The sequence below is a fragment of the Chryseobacterium luquanense genome, from assembly GCF_026460945.1.
Classification (GTDB): Bacteria; Bacteroidota; Bacteroidia; order Flavobacteriales; family Weeksellaceae; genus Chryseobacterium; species Chryseobacterium luquanense.
The window spans coordinates 1-18,115 of record NZ_JAOVZV010000009.1 but is presented as its reverse complement, the minus strand read 5'-3'; the positions used below and the strand labels follow the sequence as shown (position 1 = coordinate 18,115).

Annotated in this window: 15 protein-coding genes and 1 pseudogene; 7 read left to right on the top strand and 9 right to left on the bottom strand. The window is 32.9% G+C overall.

Annotated elements, in window-relative coordinates; genetic code table 11:
* Nucleotides 1-52: 52 nt before the first annotated feature.
* The 3 genes and pseudogenes from OEA66_RS10090 to OEA66_RS10080 all read right to left on the bottom strand — a co-directional run bounded on the left by OEA66_RS10090 (nucleotide 53) and on the right by OEA66_RS10080 (nucleotide 3,020).
* Nucleotides 53-1,027 (bottom strand): annotated as a pseudogene (locus OEA66_RS10090) (chloride channel protein).
* Between the two features lie 123 nt (nucleotides 1,028-1,150).
* Entirely contained in the window at nucleotides 1,151-1,540 is a 390-nt protein-coding gene (locus OEA66_RS10085) for a DUF423 domain-containing protein (protein ID WP_267281258.1), read from the bottom strand.
* Between the two features lie 151 nt (nucleotides 1,541-1,691).
* A complete protein-coding gene (locus OEA66_RS10080) occupies nucleotides 1,692-3,020 on the bottom strand; it encodes a hydroxymethylglutaryl-CoA reductase, degradative (RefSeq protein ID WP_267281257.1) in 1,329 nt (442 codons plus the stop codon).
* A gap of 191 nt (nucleotides 3,021-3,211) precedes the next feature.
* Here OEA66_RS10080 and OEA66_RS10075 point away from each other — a divergent pair, with 191 nt between their 5' ends.
* Together OEA66_RS10075 and OEA66_RS10070 are read left to right on the top strand one after the other, a co-directional pair.
* Nucleotides 3,212-4,468: a putative DNA modification/repair radical SAM protein gene (locus tag OEA66_RS10075; protein ID WP_267281256.1), complete on the top strand. Its 1,257-nt coding sequence runs from the start codon at nucleotides 3,212-3,214 to the stop codon at nucleotides 4,466-4,468.
* Between the two features lie 115 nt (nucleotides 4,469-4,583).
* The gene (locus OEA66_RS10070) at nucleotides 4,584-5,342 is read left to right on the top strand and encodes a TIGR03915 family putative DNA repair protein (protein ID WP_267281255.1); all 759 of its coding nucleotides are present in this window, start codon (nucleotides 4,584-4,586) and stop codon (nucleotides 5,340-5,342) included.
* A 113-nt stretch (nucleotides 5,343-5,455) separates the two neighbouring features.
* Here OEA66_RS10070 and hutH read toward each other — a convergent pair whose 3' ends face one another.
* Nucleotides 5,456-6,946 carry a histidine ammonia-lyase gene (hutH, locus tag OEA66_RS10065; RefSeq protein WP_267281254.1) on the bottom strand — a complete coding sequence of 497 codons (1,491 nt, stop codon included), beginning with the start codon at nucleotides 6,944-6,946 and terminating at the stop codon, nucleotides 5,456-5,458.
* Between the two features lie 127 nt (nucleotides 6,947-7,073).
* On the opposite strand from hutH, the gene OEA66_RS10060 reads away from it, so the two are divergent.
* Both OEA66_RS10060 and uvrC read left to right on the top strand, forming a co-directional pair.
* Nucleotides 7,074-7,838 carry a hypothetical protein gene (locus OEA66_RS10060; protein WP_267281253.1) on the top strand — a complete coding sequence of 255 codons (765 nt, stop codon included), beginning with the start codon at nucleotides 7,074-7,076 and terminating at the stop codon, nucleotides 7,836-7,838.
* 79 nt (nucleotides 7,839-7,917) lie between these two features.
* A complete protein-coding gene (uvrC, locus tag OEA66_RS10055; RefSeq protein ID WP_267281252.1) occupies nucleotides 7,918-9,711 on the top strand; it encodes an excinuclease ABC subunit UvrC in 1,794 nt (597 codons plus the stop codon).
* Between the two features lie 56 nt (nucleotides 9,712-9,767).
* Here uvrC and OEA66_RS10050 read toward each other — a convergent pair whose 3' ends face one another.
* Together OEA66_RS10050 and OEA66_RS10045 are read right to left on the bottom strand one after the other, a co-directional pair.
* Nucleotides 9,768-10,592 (bottom strand): anti-sigma factor, encoded by an 825-nt coding sequence (locus tag OEA66_RS10050; protein ID WP_267281251.1) that lies wholly within the window; start codon nucleotides 10,590-10,592, stop codon nucleotides 9,768-9,770.
* A 1-nt stretch (nucleotide 10,593) separates the two neighbouring features.
* Nucleotides 10,594-11,103, bottom strand: coding sequence for an RNA polymerase sigma factor (locus OEA66_RS10045; RefSeq protein ID WP_267281250.1), 510 nt, complete (start codon nucleotides 11,101-11,103; stop codon nucleotides 10,594-10,596).
* Between the two features lie 332 nt (nucleotides 11,104-11,435).
* Between OEA66_RS10045 and OEA66_RS10040 the strand changes: the two genes are divergently transcribed.
* On the top strand, nucleotides 11,436-12,005 hold the full coding sequence (locus OEA66_RS10040; RefSeq protein ID WP_267281249.1) for a fasciclin domain-containing protein: 570 nt from the start codon (nucleotides 11,436-11,438) through the stop codon (nucleotides 12,003-12,005).
* A gap of 88 nt (nucleotides 12,006-12,093) precedes the next feature.
* Here the strand turns inward: OEA66_RS10040 and OEA66_RS10035 are convergent, their stop codons facing one another.
* Genes OEA66_RS10035 through OEA66_RS10025 form a run of 3 tightly spaced genes read right to left on the bottom strand, consistent with a single transcriptional unit; the run spans nucleotide 12,094 to nucleotide 14,848 of the window.
* Nucleotides 12,094-12,852: a hypothetical protein gene (locus tag OEA66_RS10035; RefSeq protein WP_267281248.1), complete on the bottom strand. Its 759-nt coding sequence runs from the start codon at nucleotides 12,850-12,852 to the stop codon at nucleotides 12,094-12,096.
* A gap of 21 nt (nucleotides 12,853-12,873) precedes the next feature.
* The gene (locus OEA66_RS10030) at nucleotides 12,874-13,956 is read right to left on the bottom strand and encodes a putative type IX sorting system protein PorV2 (protein WP_267281247.1); all 1,083 of its coding nucleotides are present in this window, start codon (nucleotides 13,954-13,956) and stop codon (nucleotides 12,874-12,876) included.
* 13 nt (nucleotides 13,957-13,969) lie between these two features.
* Nucleotides 13,970-14,848, bottom strand: coding sequence for a DMT family transporter (locus OEA66_RS10025; protein ID WP_267281246.1), 879 nt, complete (start codon nucleotides 14,846-14,848; stop codon nucleotides 13,970-13,972).
* A 376-nt stretch (nucleotides 14,849-15,224) separates the two neighbouring features.
* Here OEA66_RS10025 and OEA66_RS10020 point away from each other — a divergent pair, with 376 nt between their 5' ends.
* Both OEA66_RS10020 and OEA66_RS10015 read left to right on the top strand, forming a co-directional pair.
* Nucleotides 15,225-16,853, top strand: a complete 1,629-nt coding sequence (locus tag OEA66_RS10020; RefSeq protein WP_267281245.1) for an acyl-CoA carboxylase subunit beta — start codon at nucleotides 15,225-15,227, stop codon at nucleotides 16,851-16,853.
* 188 nt (nucleotides 16,854-17,041) lie between these two features.
* Nucleotides 17,042-17,509: a VanZ family protein gene (locus tag OEA66_RS10015; protein WP_267281244.1), complete on the top strand. Its 468-nt coding sequence runs from the start codon at nucleotides 17,042-17,044 to the stop codon at nucleotides 17,507-17,509.
* The last annotated feature ends 606 nt before the right edge of the window (nucleotides 17,510-18,115 follow it).

Sequence of the window (18,115 nt, the reverse complement as noted above, 5' to 3'; positions counted from 1 at the left end):
TAAAAATTAAGATGATATTTCTTCTTTCATTTACTTTTTGTCTGAAATATTTCTATTCTTCTGCTAATTTTTCTGATTGTGAACCAATGAAAGGAATTTTAGGAGCTAAGAAATATCCTGTCAAACTTGCAAAAAGTATCGGAACAAAATAGGTGAAACCGGTTAAAGTTCCCAAAATAATCGGTGTTCTCGTTACACACGCATTGATTGCAGCTATACAGCTTACAATAGCCAAAGTCGTGTCAACTGAAGGAAATAAGTTATGAATAATCAACCCTAAAGTTGTTCCCACAAAGAAAAGTGAGATGATAAAACCACCTCTCCATCCGGAGTTTACTGTAATGGCTATTGCTAAAATTTTAACTAAAGAATTCAGAGTTTAAGTTCCATTAATCAATTCATTCACTTCATGATGCCCGAAATATCTGGTTAATGGAAAGTAGAAAGCGATAATTCCTAAAATAATTCCGCCCACAAGAGTTTTAATATAAATCGGAAATTTTCTGTATTCAAAAGCTTTTTTGAAAAATTTAACAACGAAAATAAAAATCCACCCAAATAAAGTTCCTACAATTCCAAACAGAGAAGCGTAAAGAAAATCATAAACTCCGGTGTAATGATAAGCTTTCAAATCCCAAGTCGCCCCAATTCCCAAATGAATAATTAAAGCAAACATCAGATAAATGAAGCAACTCGCCACCAAAGCCGGAATAATTGCTTTATAAATATTCTACAGCGTGTTTGTGATGAGAATCTCCAGAGAAAATAAACTTCCTCCAAGAGGAGCACCGAAAAGCGCAGTAAAACCTGAAGCTATTCCCACAATACTCAAAGAACGCAATTCTTCGCCTTTTAATCTGAAAAGCTTCCCCTAATATGTACCTGTAGAACCTGTAACCTGAAACAAAGGCGCTTCTGTACCCAAACTTCCACCCGATGCCACACAGAAAAGTGACGATAAAATCATGGTGGGATTATTTTTCGGCTCTAATTTCCCTTTATTAAACCTGATGTTATTAACAATCAAATGAATTTCTCATGGATCTCCGATATTCTCTTGCGCATTCATTTTTTGAATACTTAGAAAATAAATAATCATTGTGAAAAACCATACCAATCGATGATTCATTTTTTAATTTTAGAATGTAAACTATTGTAATTTCACTTTAAGAAAATAAAAAATAAGCATTCCCCAACTTAGTATCATAAACAATCCTCCAAGTGGCGTAATCGGTCCTAAAAATTTAAGGTTTAAACCAAAATGATCCTGCAAACTCAAACCGTAAATACTGAAAGAGAATAGCATTGTTCCTGCAATCATTAAGATAGAAATCCATTTTTGAGATGAGGTGTCGAATTTTAAAATATAGCCTGCAATCAACAAAAAGAAGGCTGCATACATTTGATATCTTACTCCTGTTTCAAAACTTTCCAGTTTTTCCACAGATAAAATTTTCTTTAAAGCGTGTGCTCCGAAAGCACCTAATATAACGGATAACATTCCGTAAGCGGCACCGAAGACTAAAGTAATTGTTTTCATTTATAATTTATAATCTTAAATAGTAATGACATTATTCCTATTGCAATAAAAATCCATGCGAATTTCTTATTCTGGGCAAAACCCGGATGTTTGGTTACTTTCAAAAAAATTCCGAAAGCTAGCATTAAAGCAGCGACAATAATTCCAAACATTATTGGCCTCTTAATCTGTTAAATTCATTGATCACTTCATGATGAGTAACCGTTTTATCCTTGAAATAAGTTACAAAATGTTGCTTTTCATGTTCCGTTGCTCCCATTTGGTTTAAAATATTAAGCAAATGCATTTTCATGTGACCTTTCTGAATTCCCGTTGTCACCAAAGAACGTAATGCTCCAAAATTCTGAGCCAATCCCGAAACCGCCAAAATACTCATCAATTCCTGAGCAGAAGGTTTTCCGAGAAGTGCCAAAGAGAATTTTACCAAAGGGTGAAGATTCGTCAAACCACCCACAACGCCTACAGAAATCGGAAGATCGATCCAAAATCTGAAAACTCCGTTATCAATTGTACAATGCGTTAACGAAGAATATTTTCCGTCCTTTGAGGCATAAGCATGTGCACAAGCTTCTGTTGCTCTGAAATCATTTCCGGTTGCGATAACCACTGCATCAACACCGTTCATAATTCCTTTATTGTGCGTCGTCGCACGGAAGGGTTCAATTTCAGCAATCGTAACCGCCTGTTTGAATTTTCTTGCAAATTCTTCGTTTGAAATTCCGCTGTCGTCTTTTAAATCTTCAATTTTACATGAAACTTCTGCTCTGACAATACAATCCGGTGTGAAATTAGAAAGAATATTCATTACAATCTGCAAAGAATTTTTCTCTTCCTGAGTAAAATCTTCACTTACTGCAATTTCCTGTTTCAATGTTTTTCCAAACTGCTCCAGGCAAGAATTAATAAAATTCGCTCCCATTGAATCTACAGTATCAAAACTCGCCTTCAATTGATAATAATTCGGCATTTCAGAAGTTTTGTCGACCAATTTTATATCTAAAATGCCACCTCCACGATTTCTCATATTGGTTGTAATCGCTTCTGTTGCATCAAACAGTTTTTTCTTTAAATTGAAATTAAAAAAATGCTGCAGTTTGTGAGATTCAACGTCGATGATAAAGTGAGTATGACCTAATTTTTCGGTATTAATAATTGTCGTTTTAAAACCACCTTTATCAATCCAAAATTTAGCAGCTTTTGAAGCGGCTGCAACTACCGAACTTTCTTCCACCGCCATTGGTAAAGCGAATAATTTTCCATTAATTAAAAAATTGGGCGCAATTCCGTAAGGCATGTAGAAATTGGAAATCGTATTTTCAGAAAACTCGTCGTGAAGCTTCTGTAAATCTGCATTTTCATTCCAATATTGATTCAATATATTTTGATAATCCTGGTTTCCTTCAAGATATTCGTTAACAAGCCAATCGATTTTCCCTTGTTTTGTTAATTTGGAAAAACCTTCAACGGGTTTATGATTCATATGAGTAGTTTTGTAGCTATATAAAATCGCAGGTTTACGACTTCACGCATAAATTAATGACCGTAAATATACTAAATTTGCTTTGGAAATATGTGGATAAGTTTGTTTTAAAAACACTGACTTTTCTCAATTTTGGACTTACTTTTGTTTTGAAAAACAAATATTTCAATCTGATTTAAACCTATTACAAAATGAATTTCGACCGTGTAAAAGAGAAACTTGAAATACTTGCCGATGCAGCGAAGTATGATGTCTCATGTTCTTCAAGCGGTGGAAAAAGGAAAAACAACGGAGGCTTAGGCGACAGTTCAGCAAGCGGAATTTGTCACACTTATACAGAAGACGGACGTTGTGTTTCTCTTCTAAAAATTCTTTTAACTAATCACTGTATTTACGATTGTATTTATTGCGTTTCCAGAAAATCGAATGATATTAAACGGGCTGCTTTCACAGTAGAAGAAGTCGTTGATTTAACCATAAGTTTTTATCGCAGAAATTATATTGAAGGTTTATTTTTAAGCTCAGGAATTTTCAAAGACGCAGATACAACGATGGAACGTTTGGTTCGTGTCGCAAAAAAGCTGAGAAATGAACATAATTTCAATGGATATATCCATTTGAAGTCAATTCCTGGAGCGAGTGATGATTTGATGAATGAAGCTGCACTTTACGCTGATCGATTATCTGTAAATCTTGAAATTCCGACAGAATCTGGACTGAAATTATTGGCACCTGATAAAAATCGTGAAGATATGCTTCAGCCGATGAGAATCGTTCAGAAAGGAATTCAGCAATATAAAGACGAGAAAAAACTAATCCGCAGTACCCCGAAATTTGCTCCAGCCGGACAATCAACTCAGATGATTGTGGGTGCAACCAATGAAAATGATTTGCAAATTATTAAAGTTGCTGATCATTTCTATAAAAATTACGGAATGAAGCGTGTTTATTATTCAGGTTATATTCCTGTAACGGTTGATAATCGTTTACCTGCGATTACTGCAGAAGTTCCTGTCTTGAGAGAAAATCGTTTGTATCAATCAGATTGGCTGATGCGTTTTTATGGTTTTAAAGCTGATGAAATTTTAGATTTTAATATGCCTTTTCTGGATTTGGAAGTTGATCCGAAATTAAGCTGGGCTTTGCGACATTTGGATCAGTTTCCTGTGAATTTGCAGACTGCAGACTATAAAATGATTTTAAGAATTCCGGGAATTGGTGTAAAAACTGCACAGAAAATTGTGAGTGCAAGAAAATTTCAGGTTTTAAATATTGACCATCTTAAAAAATTAGGAGCTGCTGTCAATCGAGCAAAATATTTCATTGATTTTACGTACGGAAATATTTTTTTAAGACATTTAACTGATTTGAATTTACGAAAATTGATTATTGGCGGAAGTCAGTCTAAATTTCAGAATCAGTTTTCGCAACAATTGACTTTATTTTAATTTGAACATAGATTGCACGAAGTTCACAAACTCTCATTCAAAACGAGTTAAAAAGTTTTGATCTCATTTCTAAAATTTTCAAATTATCTCATTTACATATTTTCAAATTAAAAAAATGACCACTCTCCTCTACGACGGAAGCTTCGACGGACTTTTCACTGCGATATTTGAAGTTTTCGAATATCGTTATCAAGATGTGGAAATTTGTAGCAGAGAAAATTTTCAGCAGGAAAATATGTTTGCCGAGATTCACGAGGTGATTACGCAACAGGAAAAATCGGAAAGAGTTTTAAATAAATTAGAGCAGAATATCGGAAAACCAGGAATGAATCAATTGTTGAAAGTTTTTTTATCTGAAGATTCGGAAATGGAAAATCTCATTTTATCTGCAGTAAAACAATCGATAAAACATCCTGAAGAAAATGTTTTACAGAATTTTGCAGATAATGACATTTTAAAAATTTCAAAAATCTGTAAATCAGTCAGTCGAGAAAGACACAGGATGACTGCTTTTGTGCGGTTTGAAAAATTGCAAGATGATATTTATTTTGCTAAAATAGATCCGGATTTTAATGTTTTGCCTTTAATCAGAAAACATTTCAAAGACCGTTACGCCGACCAAAAATGGATGATTTATGACCTGAGAAGACATTACGGTTTATTTTATGATTTGGAAAACTGCGAATTTTTTTATCCTGATGAGAAATTAGATTTAAACCAATATCAGCAAAAATTCCACGAGGAAGAAAAAAAATATCAGACGCTGTGGCAAAGTTATTTTACAAAAACCAACATTAAAGAAAGGAAAAATACAAAACTTCATATTCAGCATGTTCCGAAAAGGTATTGGAAATATCTGACTGAAAAGTGGTAATTTGTTTTTAAGTTTTGATTAAAAACCAGTAATATATTACAAAAGAAAGTCGAGCTAAAGCCCGACTCTGTTGAATTAAAAAGAGAATTATCTAAATAATATTTTTATTTATCTTAAAAATTCACCACAAATTTTCTTTCATTAATCAATTCAGCAATTGCCAACATATCTTTTCCAATCAATCTATCATCTTCAAGTTTGTCAACTTTTGAACGAAGAATAGTAAAGTTTTCTTCAATAATTTTTGAACATTTTGCAGGTCTTCTGAACTCTAAACCTTGCGCTGCAAACATCAATTCAACAGCTAAAATATTTACCAAATTTCCAAGAACCTGATTGAATTTTCTTCCTGAAATACTTCCCATAGAAACGTGATCTTCCTGACCTAAACTTGTTGGAATAGAATCTGCCGAAGCAGGAAAACAAAGCGTTTTATTTTCTGTTACCAAAGCTGCAGAAGTATATTGCGGAATCATAAATCCAGAATTTAAACCTGAACTTTCCGTCAACAATCTTGGTAAACCATATTTTCCTTCTAATAATAAATAACTTCTTCTGTCTGAAATATTTCCTAATTCAGCAACCGCTAAAGTTGCATAATCTAAAGGCATTGCCATTAATTGTCCGTGGAAATTTCCTCCTGAAATAGATTCTTCAGCACTTAAAACAATTGGATTGTCGGTGACAGAATTCAATTCCGTTTCTGCCATTAATTTAAGGTGTTCAAAAGCATTTCTACTTGCACCATGAACCTGTGGAACACATCTCATCGAATAAGGATCCTGAACTCTGTCACAATATTCGTGAGCTTTAAGATTATCAGAATTTTTCAAAAATTTAAGCATTCTTGCCGCCACTTTTTTACTTCCTTCAAATGGTCTGATGTCGTGAAGTTCTTTTTTAAACGGACTTGCTGAACCTCTGTAAGCTTCAAGACTCATTGCAGCGGTCATGTCTGCTAAATCCAAAAGATATTCAAACTTTTCCAAACCTTTTATTGCATGAGCTAAAATAAACTGAGTTCCGTTGATTAATCCCAAACCTTCTTTCGGACCCAAAACCAATGGCTCTAGATTATTTTTCTCTAAAATTTCTGCAGTTTCGAAGATTTCGTTTCCAACCCAAACCTGACCAAGTCCTAAAAGTGGCAAAACCAAGTGTGAAAGTGGTGCTAAATCTCCTGAAGCTCCTACAGAACCTTGTTCAGGAACTACCGGAATAATGTCTTTTTCAAGCATTAAAATAAATCTTTCGATCACTTCCAGAGAAACTCCCGAAAAACCTTTCGACAAAGCATGAACCTTCGCAATCATCATAATTTTTGAAAATTCTTTATCAATAGGTTTCCCCACTCCTACTGCATGAGAAATAATTAAATTATACTGCAATTGCGCTGTTTCTTCCTCAGAAATTTTCACGTCACAAAGTGGTCCGAACCCCGTATTGATGCCATAAACAGTTTTGTCTGATTCAACAATTTGTTTTACATTATTCTGAGATTTTATAATCTGCTCTTTCGCAGCACTATTTAATTGAGCTTTATTTGGGTTCTTGCAGATTTCCAAAACATCATGAAAACTGAAAGTATCTATACCGTAAATCATTTTAAAAAATTTGCCTAAAAATACACATTTTGAAGAGAACTGAAAACGCAAAACAGAGGTCTTAATTTATTTTTAAATACAAGCAAATTATTTATTATTTTTACGACCTAACATTAAAACTAAATGTATGAAATTTAAAGCTTTATTATTGGCTCTTTCTTTGGTGAGCATTTCAACTTTTGCGCAGGAAAAAGTAAAATACACAAAAGAACAAATTAAAAAAATGGAACAATATCTTTTTAACGAAGGATTTCCTGGCCCATCAACAAAAAAAATCTCAACCATCATTTCAAAAGACGGAACTGTCAACAAAGGATATTGCGACAATATTGAAACAAAAAAAGGTCAGATTTACGAAATTTCTATAAAAGACAGTGTTACGAAAAAGAAGATGGTTTTCAACGCAGACAATGTGAACGAAATGTACATTTACCCTACGAAATTGGCGAAAATCTTGAAAGTTGGAAAGCACATGACTAACTTAAGAAGCTTAAACACTAAAAAACTGAGTAAAAATACGCCTGATGGTCAAATTCAATTTGTAAACCAAACCGTTTCGTTGAAAAACAAAAAAGATGATAAAGAGTTTTTAATGCAACTTATAAATCCTGAATTTAGCGAAATTATTTCTGTTTATAATGATCCGAGAGCAAAGGAAACTTCGGGTATGACTGTAGGATTTGGGATGCAGCTCGGTGGCGGACTTGCAAAATCGTATTATGTAAAAAAAGGAGAGAAAGTTCTTTGGCTTCATAAAGATGATTTTGAAGACAATTATGATTTCTTATTTGGTGACAATGCAGAATTTATGAAAAAATATCCTAAAAAATCTGTAGAATGGGGATTTTTCAGCTTTTTGGTCAATGAATATACTGAAATGAGCAACGGATAAAATTTAATCTTAAAATATTTCAAAGCTGCAGAAATTTCTGCAGCTTTTTTTGTGCATTGAAATTGCTTAAATTTGTTCTATGAATCCTTCTTTAGAATTACAGCTTAAAACTTTACCTTCCGAACCCGGTGTTTATCGATATTACGATAAAAACGAAAATCTATTATATGTAGGTAAAGCAAAAAATCTGAAGAAAAGAGTACTTTCGTATTTCAACAAAACACTTTCCGGATACCGAACCAGAATTATGGTTGGGAAAATTAACCGTTTGGAAACAACCATCGTTAACAGCGAATATGATGCACTTTTATTGGAAAATAATCTGATAAAAGAACATCAACCGTTTTATAATGTGATGTTGAAAGATGACAAAACCTATCCCTGGATTTGTATTAAAAAAGAAAATTTTCCAAGAATTTTTCTTACAAGAAATAAAATAAAAGACGGTTCGGAATATTACGGGCCTTACGCAAAAGTACGTCCTGCAAAGATTTTGTTGGATACAATAAAGCATATTTATAAACTTCGTACCTGCAATTTAAATTTAGCTCCGTCCAAAATTGAGGAAGGAAAATATAAAGTCTGCCTGGAATTTCACATTAAAAATTGTGAAGGACCTTGTGAAGGTTTGGAAAGCAAGGAAGATTATGACGAAAAAATAGATGCCATTCGCGGAATCATTAAAGGTGATTTCCGTAGAGCTAAAGAATATCTTATCAATCAAATGACGAAGTATGCTTCGAATCTTCAGTTTGAAAATGCTCAGATGATTAAAGAAAGATTGAATATTCTGGAAGATTATCAGGTAAAACACACCGTTGTAAATCCAGATATTGATGATGTAGACGTTTTTGCAATGACGAGTGATGAAACAGCAGCTTACGTTAATTATTTCAAAATCAGAAATGGAAATATCATTCAAAGTTTTACTACAGAAATAAAGAAAATGCTTGAAGAAACGGATGAAGAAATTATGGAAGAAGCTTTGATTGAAATCCGTCAGAAATTTAATTCTGATTCAAAAGAAGTCTTGCTCCCTTTTCACTTGAGTGTTGAAATTCCGAATGTAAAACTGATTGTTCCGAAAATGGGTGACAAAAAAAGAATCGTTGAACTTTCAGAAAAAAATGCCAAAGAATATAGAATTGAAAAGTTAAAACAGGTTCAAATTGTTGATCCGGAAAGACATTCCAACAGAATTATGGCAGAAATGCAAAAGCTCTTAAGGATGCCTGTAGAACCGAGACATATTGAAGGTTTTGACAACTCGAATATTCAGGGAACGAATCCCGTTTCTGCGTGTGTTGTTTTTAAAAACGGAAAAGCAAGCAAAGCCGATTATAGAATTTTCCATCCAAAAACCGTTGTCGGACCGGATGATTTTAAAACAATGGAGGAAGTTATTTTCAGACGCTATAAAAGAATGTTGGAAGAAGGCGAAAGTTTGCCTCAATTAATTCTGATTGACGGTGGAAAAGGGCAGCTATCTTCCGCAGTGAAAAGTTTAAAACTTCTCGGACTTTACGGCAAAATAACGATTGTTGGAATCGCAAAAAGGCTGGAGGAAATTTTCTTTCCTGAAGACCCAATTCCATTATATTTAGATAAAAAATCTGAAACATTAAAGATTTTACAACAGGTGCGTGACGAAGCTCACCGTTTTGGAGTAAGGCATCACCGAACAAGAAGAAAAAACTCAACCATAAAATCTGAGCTGGAAGAAATTCCGGGAGTTGGCGAAAGAACAATAGAATTACTTTTATCTAAATTAAAATCAGTCAAAAGAATTAAAGAATCAAATCTTGAAACTTTAGAAGAAATTTTAGGAAAATCTAAAGCAAAAGTTATCTGGGATTTTTTCAATGCAGAGTAAAATAAAAATCTCTTATCATTTCGATAAGAGATTTTCTTTTATTATTAAGACGAGATTTAAACTCCGCCCATTACATACATATTTTCCATTGTAGGAACTGCACTTCCGCCCTCTTTTTCTAAAGTAATAGCAAAAGCCTGCGCATTTGGAATATTTGAAAGAGCAATTTTTGCATCTTTTTCATCAGAATACATTCCTGCGCTTACCGGTTTTCCGTCTGCGATTGCCCAAAGTTGATATTGCATTCCCTCAGGAGCTTTTGGCAAGTTATTTGAAGTTAGGTAAACATCTTTAGAAGTTTTATCCCAGTATACCACAGCGTTTGATTTTGGGTGTTTTTCTACACCTGCCAAAACAATTTTCAGCATATTCGGATTGGAAGTAACCTGCAATTTTTGTTCTAAATTTTGCATCGCAAGGTTATGTGATTGCTTTTCAGATTTTAAAACAGCAATTTCATTTTTAATCTCTTTTTGGCTGTTCATCCAATAAAGATTTCCTCCAATACTTACTAAAAATAAAACTGATGCTGCAACTGCATAGTTTTTCCAATTGTTATTTTTTTCAACTCTGATTTCCGGCATCGACTGTTGAATTTCCACTTGTGGCTCAACATTATTGATTGGAACTACAGGTTTTTGCTCAACAACTTTTTGTTCAAGTTGTATTTTATCCCAAATTTTTGATTTTAAATCATTGGGTGGTGTCACTGCTTGCGCTGTAGCAAGCAATTCGAAAGTTTTTTGCGCTTCTTCAAAAGCGGCTTTTACTTCTGCATTATTCTTCATCACACACTCCAAAATACCTGCTTCCTCGGGAGAAGCAAGACCTAGAATGTAAGATTCTAGAATTCCGGATGATATGTATTCTTTACTATCCAATTTATTGATAATCTTTTAACAAGTCTTTTAATTTCATCAATGCATTACGCATTTTGGTTTTAACGGTGCCTAAAGGCATATTCAGCTTTTCTGATATTTCACTCTGCGTGTATCCTTGATAATAGGCAAGATCAATAAGTTCCTGCTTATCAGATTCCAAACTTTCAAGCACTTTATTAAAGCCAATAAAATCTGCATTATTGGATGTTGTAAGTTCCGCATTCTCATATACGAAATCCGGAAGAGGTTGGTTTTTAAGTTGATTTTGAAAGCTTTTAGATTTAAGATAATCGATTGCTGTATTTCTTGCAATATTAATCATCCAAGTATAAAATCTACCTTTCGCAGAATCATATTGATGGATCGAATTCCAGATTTTTACAAAAACATCCTGAATAATTTCTTCTGTATATTCTTTAGACTGAACAATTCTTAGGATCACACCATACAATGCACCAGAATAGTTATCATACAAATGATGAAAACCAGATTCATTTTGCTCTCTCAACAAAACGATAAGTTCGTCCTCTGAATACTTTGTTTTAATTGTGAATAATTTTCATTTCAAATATAATAAAACAAAACAAATTATTAGGGAAATCTATAAAAACTTTACAATTTATTTATTTTCAGTTGATTTCCTTATAAGTATAGGCTCAAAACTTATTCTCATTATCCATTTAATTCTAATCTAAAATCACAAATAAAAATTAACCATCTGAAAAACAGTTAATTATTGTTAAAATTGAAATTTTTAAATCTAAAGCAATCTGCTCTTCGTAAATGATGATAAGAACAGAAATTAAAAATCACTCAAGTAATAATAATTTAAAATTAAAGAAAATGAACTCAAGATCAAAAATCGCAGTATTCGGAATGGTGGCTTTATCATTCGCATTCAGTGGAAATGCAGCTGCACAGCAAATGAAAGAAAAAACAGTAATGGTAGGTGGAGCAGCAATGTACCCTTCTAAAAACATTGTTGAAAATGCGATGAATTCTAAAGATCACAAAACTTTGGTTGCCGCAGTAAAAGCAGCCGGTTTGGTTGAAACATTGCAAAGTAAAGGTCCATTCACTGTTTTTGCTCCAACAGATGCGGCTTTTGCAAAATTGCCTGCAGGAACAGTAGAAAGCTTAGTGAAACCTGAGAATAAAGCAATGCTTACCAAGATTTTAACGTATCACGTTTTACCTGGAAATTACAGCTCTAAACAAGTTTGGGCAGCAGTAAAAGCAGGAAACGGTAAAGCGATGATGAAAACAGTTCAAGGTGAAGAATTAACTTTTTGGACAAAAGGAAAAGATTTATACGTGACCGATGCGAAAGGTAACAAAGCAAAAGTTACAATCGCCGATGTAAATCAGTCAAATGGAGTAATACATGTAATCGATACGGTTCTAATGCCGTAGTTTTAGTTTTTTATGGTTTATTTTAAGGAAGCCTTACCTGAAATTATCGGGTAAGGCTTTTTTATATTTTATCGAAAAGATTTTAAGCTTATTTTACGGGAGCAAAAACTTCTTTAGAATACTCATCACTACCTTTTGGTATTTCAATTACTAAATTTCCATTTTCAAAATATCCTGTTGTTAATTCTCCTGAACCTAATTTCACCCTGAAAACATCTTTTTTCGTTGTCTCTTTAAAGGTAGCAAAAGGAATAGAACTGTTTCCGTCAACTAAAATAAACTGAGTAGTATCTATTTGGATTTTCTGAAGATTTAGTTTTCCGTTGCTGAATTTCTCTGCTTTTGAAAGTTGAGATTTTGGAGCGCTACTTTCAGGAGTTGATTTTACCGTTTCAGTTGTAACCTGAACTTGCTGTGTAAAAGTTGAATTTTCCACAGGTTTAGAAACAGGAATATTCACCAAAGCTTTAGTCAAAGCATCTTTAAAACCTTCTTCAAATTCTTTGATTGATGTACTTCCTTTTTCGGAAGAAATTACCTTACTGTTGCAATCTTTAAAATCTAAAATTAATTTATTTCTCAGAAAACCACTGTCGTTAGTAATATTAGCGTTCAAAACACGGCATGGATTTGCATTGGCTTCTTCCGGCCATTGCCCCCTATTTTCAGAAATTACAGTATATTGTTTTGATTTTAATTTATTGGTTAAAAAAGCAGTAAGACCGTAATTTTCTTTTTTAAAACTTTCAAACGTACTTGGAACAACTACATATTTATAATCTGAAACTTTCTGTGCATACGATAACATTACACAAAAAGACGATATAATGATTGATAACTTTTTCATAAAATTTATAATTAAAAATAATTAGTCATTTCTAAATTCTCCCATATCTAGTTTTAATGAGAAGAAATTAGAATAAAAATTAGAACCTCCGATTCCTGAATTGCTGATTGCATAATCCAATGTTAAACCTCTGTAACGAATTCCTATACCTGCACTTGGCTGGAAAGAAACTTTTCTCTGAAGATCTTCAATATCTGTAATCGACTGAAATCTGTTAACCCCCAATCTCACAAAAATCATTTTCTGATACCCCAATTCAGCTCCAGCATACGGTGTAATACTTGCGAAATCTGTCGAAAGAAGCGCAGCTGTTTTAGCAAAATCTACATTAATTCCAGCTTCCGGTAAAACATACAAACTGCTGTTAATTTGAAATAACTTACTTGCACCTGCATTTAATTTTGGCATCGTTAATTCCATTTTATCTGTTGGAGCAGGGTTAAATTCTTCTCCGTTTACGATTGTTGACAATTCTTTTTGATTAACACTCCAAAAATTGACCGTTGTAGTGGCATCACGAAGAACTCCACCAAATTTCCAACCGTTGTCAGCTTTATAAATTGCTCCAACGTCAAAACCAAAACCATAACCGCTTGCAAATTTACCTACATTTCTGTAAACAATTTTTGCATTAACACCGACATCTAACTTTGGATTTCCACCTGGATTGAATGCGTAAGATATAATTCCTGCATAATCAGATTGAGAGAATTTTGTGATTTTATCGTAATCAATATTTCCTTCCGTATCGATTAATTGAGTGGTATTTAAAATATTATCGACTCCTAAACGAACTACAGAAACCCCGAAAACTCCGTTTTCTAAAACTTTTGCATAGGCTAAGTAATCATATTTTGCTATAGATTCGAAATATTCTGCGTGCATTGCCGCACCTTGCCAATCTCTTGTAATACCGTTCAAACCGGCGGGATTCCACATCGGAGAATACACATCATCCTGACTAGTGATTACTGCACCTCCCATACCGATACCTCTTGCTCCGGCTCCGATATTTAGAAATTCATTGGAATATTTTCTGATAATCTGAGATTGAGAAAACCCAAATAAAAGGGAAAATATTAATAATAGATATTTTTTCATCATGTATAATTGATGCTTAGTTAATGTTTTTTTGTTTTCTAGTTTTTATCAGTGCGTTGGCTACAATTGCTAAAATCATCACCAAAGATGCCCCATAAAATACAGGACTCATTTCTTCCGATTCTCCAAAGATAAAAAAAGCTAGTATAATTCCGTAAACTGGTTCTAAATTAACTGTTAAAATTAGTGTGAAAGGCGAAATGTATTTCATCAGCTTTACAGATTCAAACATTGGGTACGCTGTGAACACACTGGCCAACAAGCCTATTAACGCTAAATCTTTGTAATTTATTTCGTTCATCTGCATGATTTGTCCTGTTATCAAATAAAACAGCATCAAAATAAACCATCCAGAGAAAATTTCATAGAAAATAATATTTCCAGAACTCGTTTTTCCAAATAGTTTTCCATTAAAAACAGAGAAGACTGTTCCAAAAATCGCACACAAAATACCGTATAAAATACCTTCTTTATATTGAAACTCTGTTTTAAATATTAATAAAATACAGGCTACAATTACAATTCCCATAATGACTTCAGAAACATCTATTTTTCTTTTAAAAACGATCGGCTCTAAAATTGAAGCAAATAAAGTTGAGAGAGAAAGACAACTCAGCGCAATAGAAACGTTGGAAACTTTAATCGAATAAAAAAAACAGTACCAATGAAGAGCCATGAAAAAACCAACTCCCGCTAACTGAAAAAACAGTTTTTTCGGAACCCGAATGCTTTCTTTTTTATATATTCTGATAAAAGCGTATAGAAAAACAGCTGCAAAAAGCATTCTGTAAAAAACCAGAATCTGAGCATTTGCCGTGATCAGTTTACCTAAAATTGCTGTGAAGCCCCATAAAAAAACAATTAAATGTAATCTGAAAAGTGCTAATTTTTGCATATTTATCCATCGAATTTAAAACATACAAATTTACAAATAGCTTTCCATTAAATTTAAAAAAATACAAATCAAAAGATATTATTTTTAGATATAATTGAATGAAAAGAAAACTCTGAAATCCAAAAACCCTGAAAGTTTATGCAACTTTCAGGGCCTTCAAATAATAAACTATTAAAAAAATAAACTAGGAACTTAGAGTAGAAACTTTCGTCTCATTTACTCTATTGTAAAGTTAGCAAAATATGAACCAAAAAAAACACAAATTCCGTTAAAAAATTCATAAAATACTAAAAACCAAAACTTTAAATAGATAAATTTCTTATTATACTACTTTACCTAAAAATAGTATCTTTAGGCAGATTAAAATATAAATTTCATGGATATTGAATTTAACAAAAGAGAAGATCAAAATAAATTAAAATTATCTGAAATCAACCGTTTGCTGAATGAAATTAAAAAAGGCGGTGGCGAAAAGAGACTTCAGAAACTTCGTGACGAAGGGAAAATGACAGCCAGAGAAAGAATAGATTATCTTCTTGATAAAAATTCAGATTCCATAGAAATTGGTGCTTTTGCAGGTTATGAAATGTATGAAGAACACGGCGGCTGTGCAAGTGGTGGCGTTGTTGTAATGATGGGTTATGTTTCGGGAAAGCAATGTTTAGTTGTTGCCAATGATGCTTCTGTAAAAGCCGGAGCGTGGTTTCCTATCACAGGAAAGAAAAACCTGAGAGCTCAGGAAATCGCAATGGAAAACAGACTTCCAATTATTTATTTGGTAGATTCTGCAGGAGTTTACCTTCCGATGCAGGACGAAATTTTCCCTGATAAAGAAATGTTTGGTAGAATTTTCAGAAATAATGCTAAAATGAGTGCTGCTGGAATAATTCAGATTTCAGCTGTGATGGGAAGTTGCGTTGCAGGAGGAGCATATCTTCCGATTATGAGCGATGAAGCGATGATTGTTGACAAAACAGGTTCTATTTTCCTGGCTGGAAGTTATTTGGTGAAAGCTGCGATTGGAGAAACTATTGATAATGAAACTTTAGGTGGAGCGACAACGCATTGTTCAATTTCTGGAGTTACCGATTATAAAGCTAAAGATGATAAAGATGCTTTAGACCGAATTAAAAATATTATGAAATCTGTCGGAAGCTATGAAAAAGCAGGCTTTGACAGAATCGAAAGTTTCCCTCCTAAAGAAAAACCCGAAAATATTTTCGGAATTATGCCGGCTTCAAGAGCTGAACAATATGACACTTTAGAAATCATTAAATGTATTGTAGATAATTCTGAATTTGAAGAATATAAACCGGATTATGGTAAAACTATCATTTGTGCGACAGCGAGAGTTGACGGTTGGTCTGTAGGAATTGTTGCTAATCAGCGAAAATTGGTAAAAAGCGGAAAAGGAGAAATGCAGTTTGGTGGAGTAATTTATTCTGATTCTGCAGATAAAGCGACAAGATTTATTGCGAATTGTAACCAAAGAAAAATTCCTTTGATCTTTTTACAGGATGTGACAGGATTTATGGTTGGTTCAAAATCTGAACACGGCGGAATTATTAAAGACGGAGCAAAAATGGTCAACGCTGTTTCTAATTCTGTTGTTCCTAAATTTACGATTATTACAGGAAATTCTTACGGAGCAGGAAATTATGCAATGTGCGGAAAAGCATATGATCCAAGATTAATTGTAGCCTGGCCATGGGCAGATTTAGCGGTTATGGGAGGAACTCAGGCTGCGAAAGTTTTAGCACAAATTCAGGAATCTACTTTGAAAAAACAAGGAAAAGTAATTACTGAAGAGGAACACAACGAAATTTTAGATTCGATTACTAAAAAATATCAAAAGCAAACGGAATCTACTTACGCTGCTGCAAGATTATGGACAGATGCAATTATTAACCCTGTTGATACCAGAAAATGGATTTCTATGGGAATTGAAGCAGCAAATCATTCGCCGATCACCGAGAAATTTAACTTGGGAGTGATTCAAGTTTAATTAAATTTCCATATTAAAACAAATGAGCCTTACTTTATAGTGAGGCTTTTTATATTATGTTAAATAGTATTAAAGAATTATAAAGTCTTTTAAAGCTTATACTAAAGGTCAGATATTTGATGTTATAAAAACTTAAAAACTAAACCTACAAAACTCTTTTTTATTACTAATCCCTCAAAAGGAAACCTATGAAAAGATATTTTGCAGTATTTATTACAGTTTACACCATTTTTTTGCTTTATATGATGTTTTTTGGATCAGGAAGAGAAGCCTCAGATGTTTCTTACATTCAAATGGAGCCTTTCATGACCATACAAAAATTCTTTACAGATACAAAAATCAATAATGAAGATTTCTTAGTCAATATCATTGGAAACATATTTGTTTTTAGCCCGTTCGGTTGGTTGGGATTATGCTTAAAAAAGTTTAATAAATTTATTCCAACAAGTTTTTATTTCTTATTAATTATAACTTCTGTTGAAACTCTTCAATATGTTACAGGTCGCGGAATTGCCGATATTGATGACATTTTCTTGAATACTTTCGGAATGCTAATCGGATTTTTCCTTTTTAAATATGCAACTTGGAAGAATATTGCTAATATAAGATTTCACTTTCAATTATTTGAAGAAAAGTCTTTGCAAACAACCTCTTAATCTAACTAAAGGTTTGTTAGCTTAAATAAGCTGAAACTATTTCTTTGAGTTTTCAACATGTATTTCAGAAATGCTTTCACGACTTGAAGCCTTCCTTCTTTTCATTTCAATTTCCATCGACTTAGCTTCATTGAGTGCTAAAATGAATTGTAAGTTTTTACTAATATCATCGTCAAAACATTTTTATTAAAATCTTACATCCTGTAAGACTATGATGATTAACTTATCAACTGTATCATTAAACATTATTTAAGCAACAATTTTCAACTGTAATATAGCCATAGAAGTAATAAGCTAATCAATCGTTATCTGAATAGAAAGTTTTTGTTATATAACTAAATTTGACGTCTTTAGAATTTCTAATGATTTCTATATATATACATATATTCTTTCTTGTCATTATAGCTTTGCAATACAATTACAAAACTTTTTCCTTAAAAAGAAATCTTTAGACTTAAACTCATTAAATGACTTTATTAAAAAATAGAATTATAATATTTAATAATTCATAAAACTAGGCAGAATAATAAAAAATTCATGAAGAGTTTAGAAGCTTTATCTGGCTATCTGCTATTACTCCTCGCTCCGCAGCTTTGCCAACTTCAT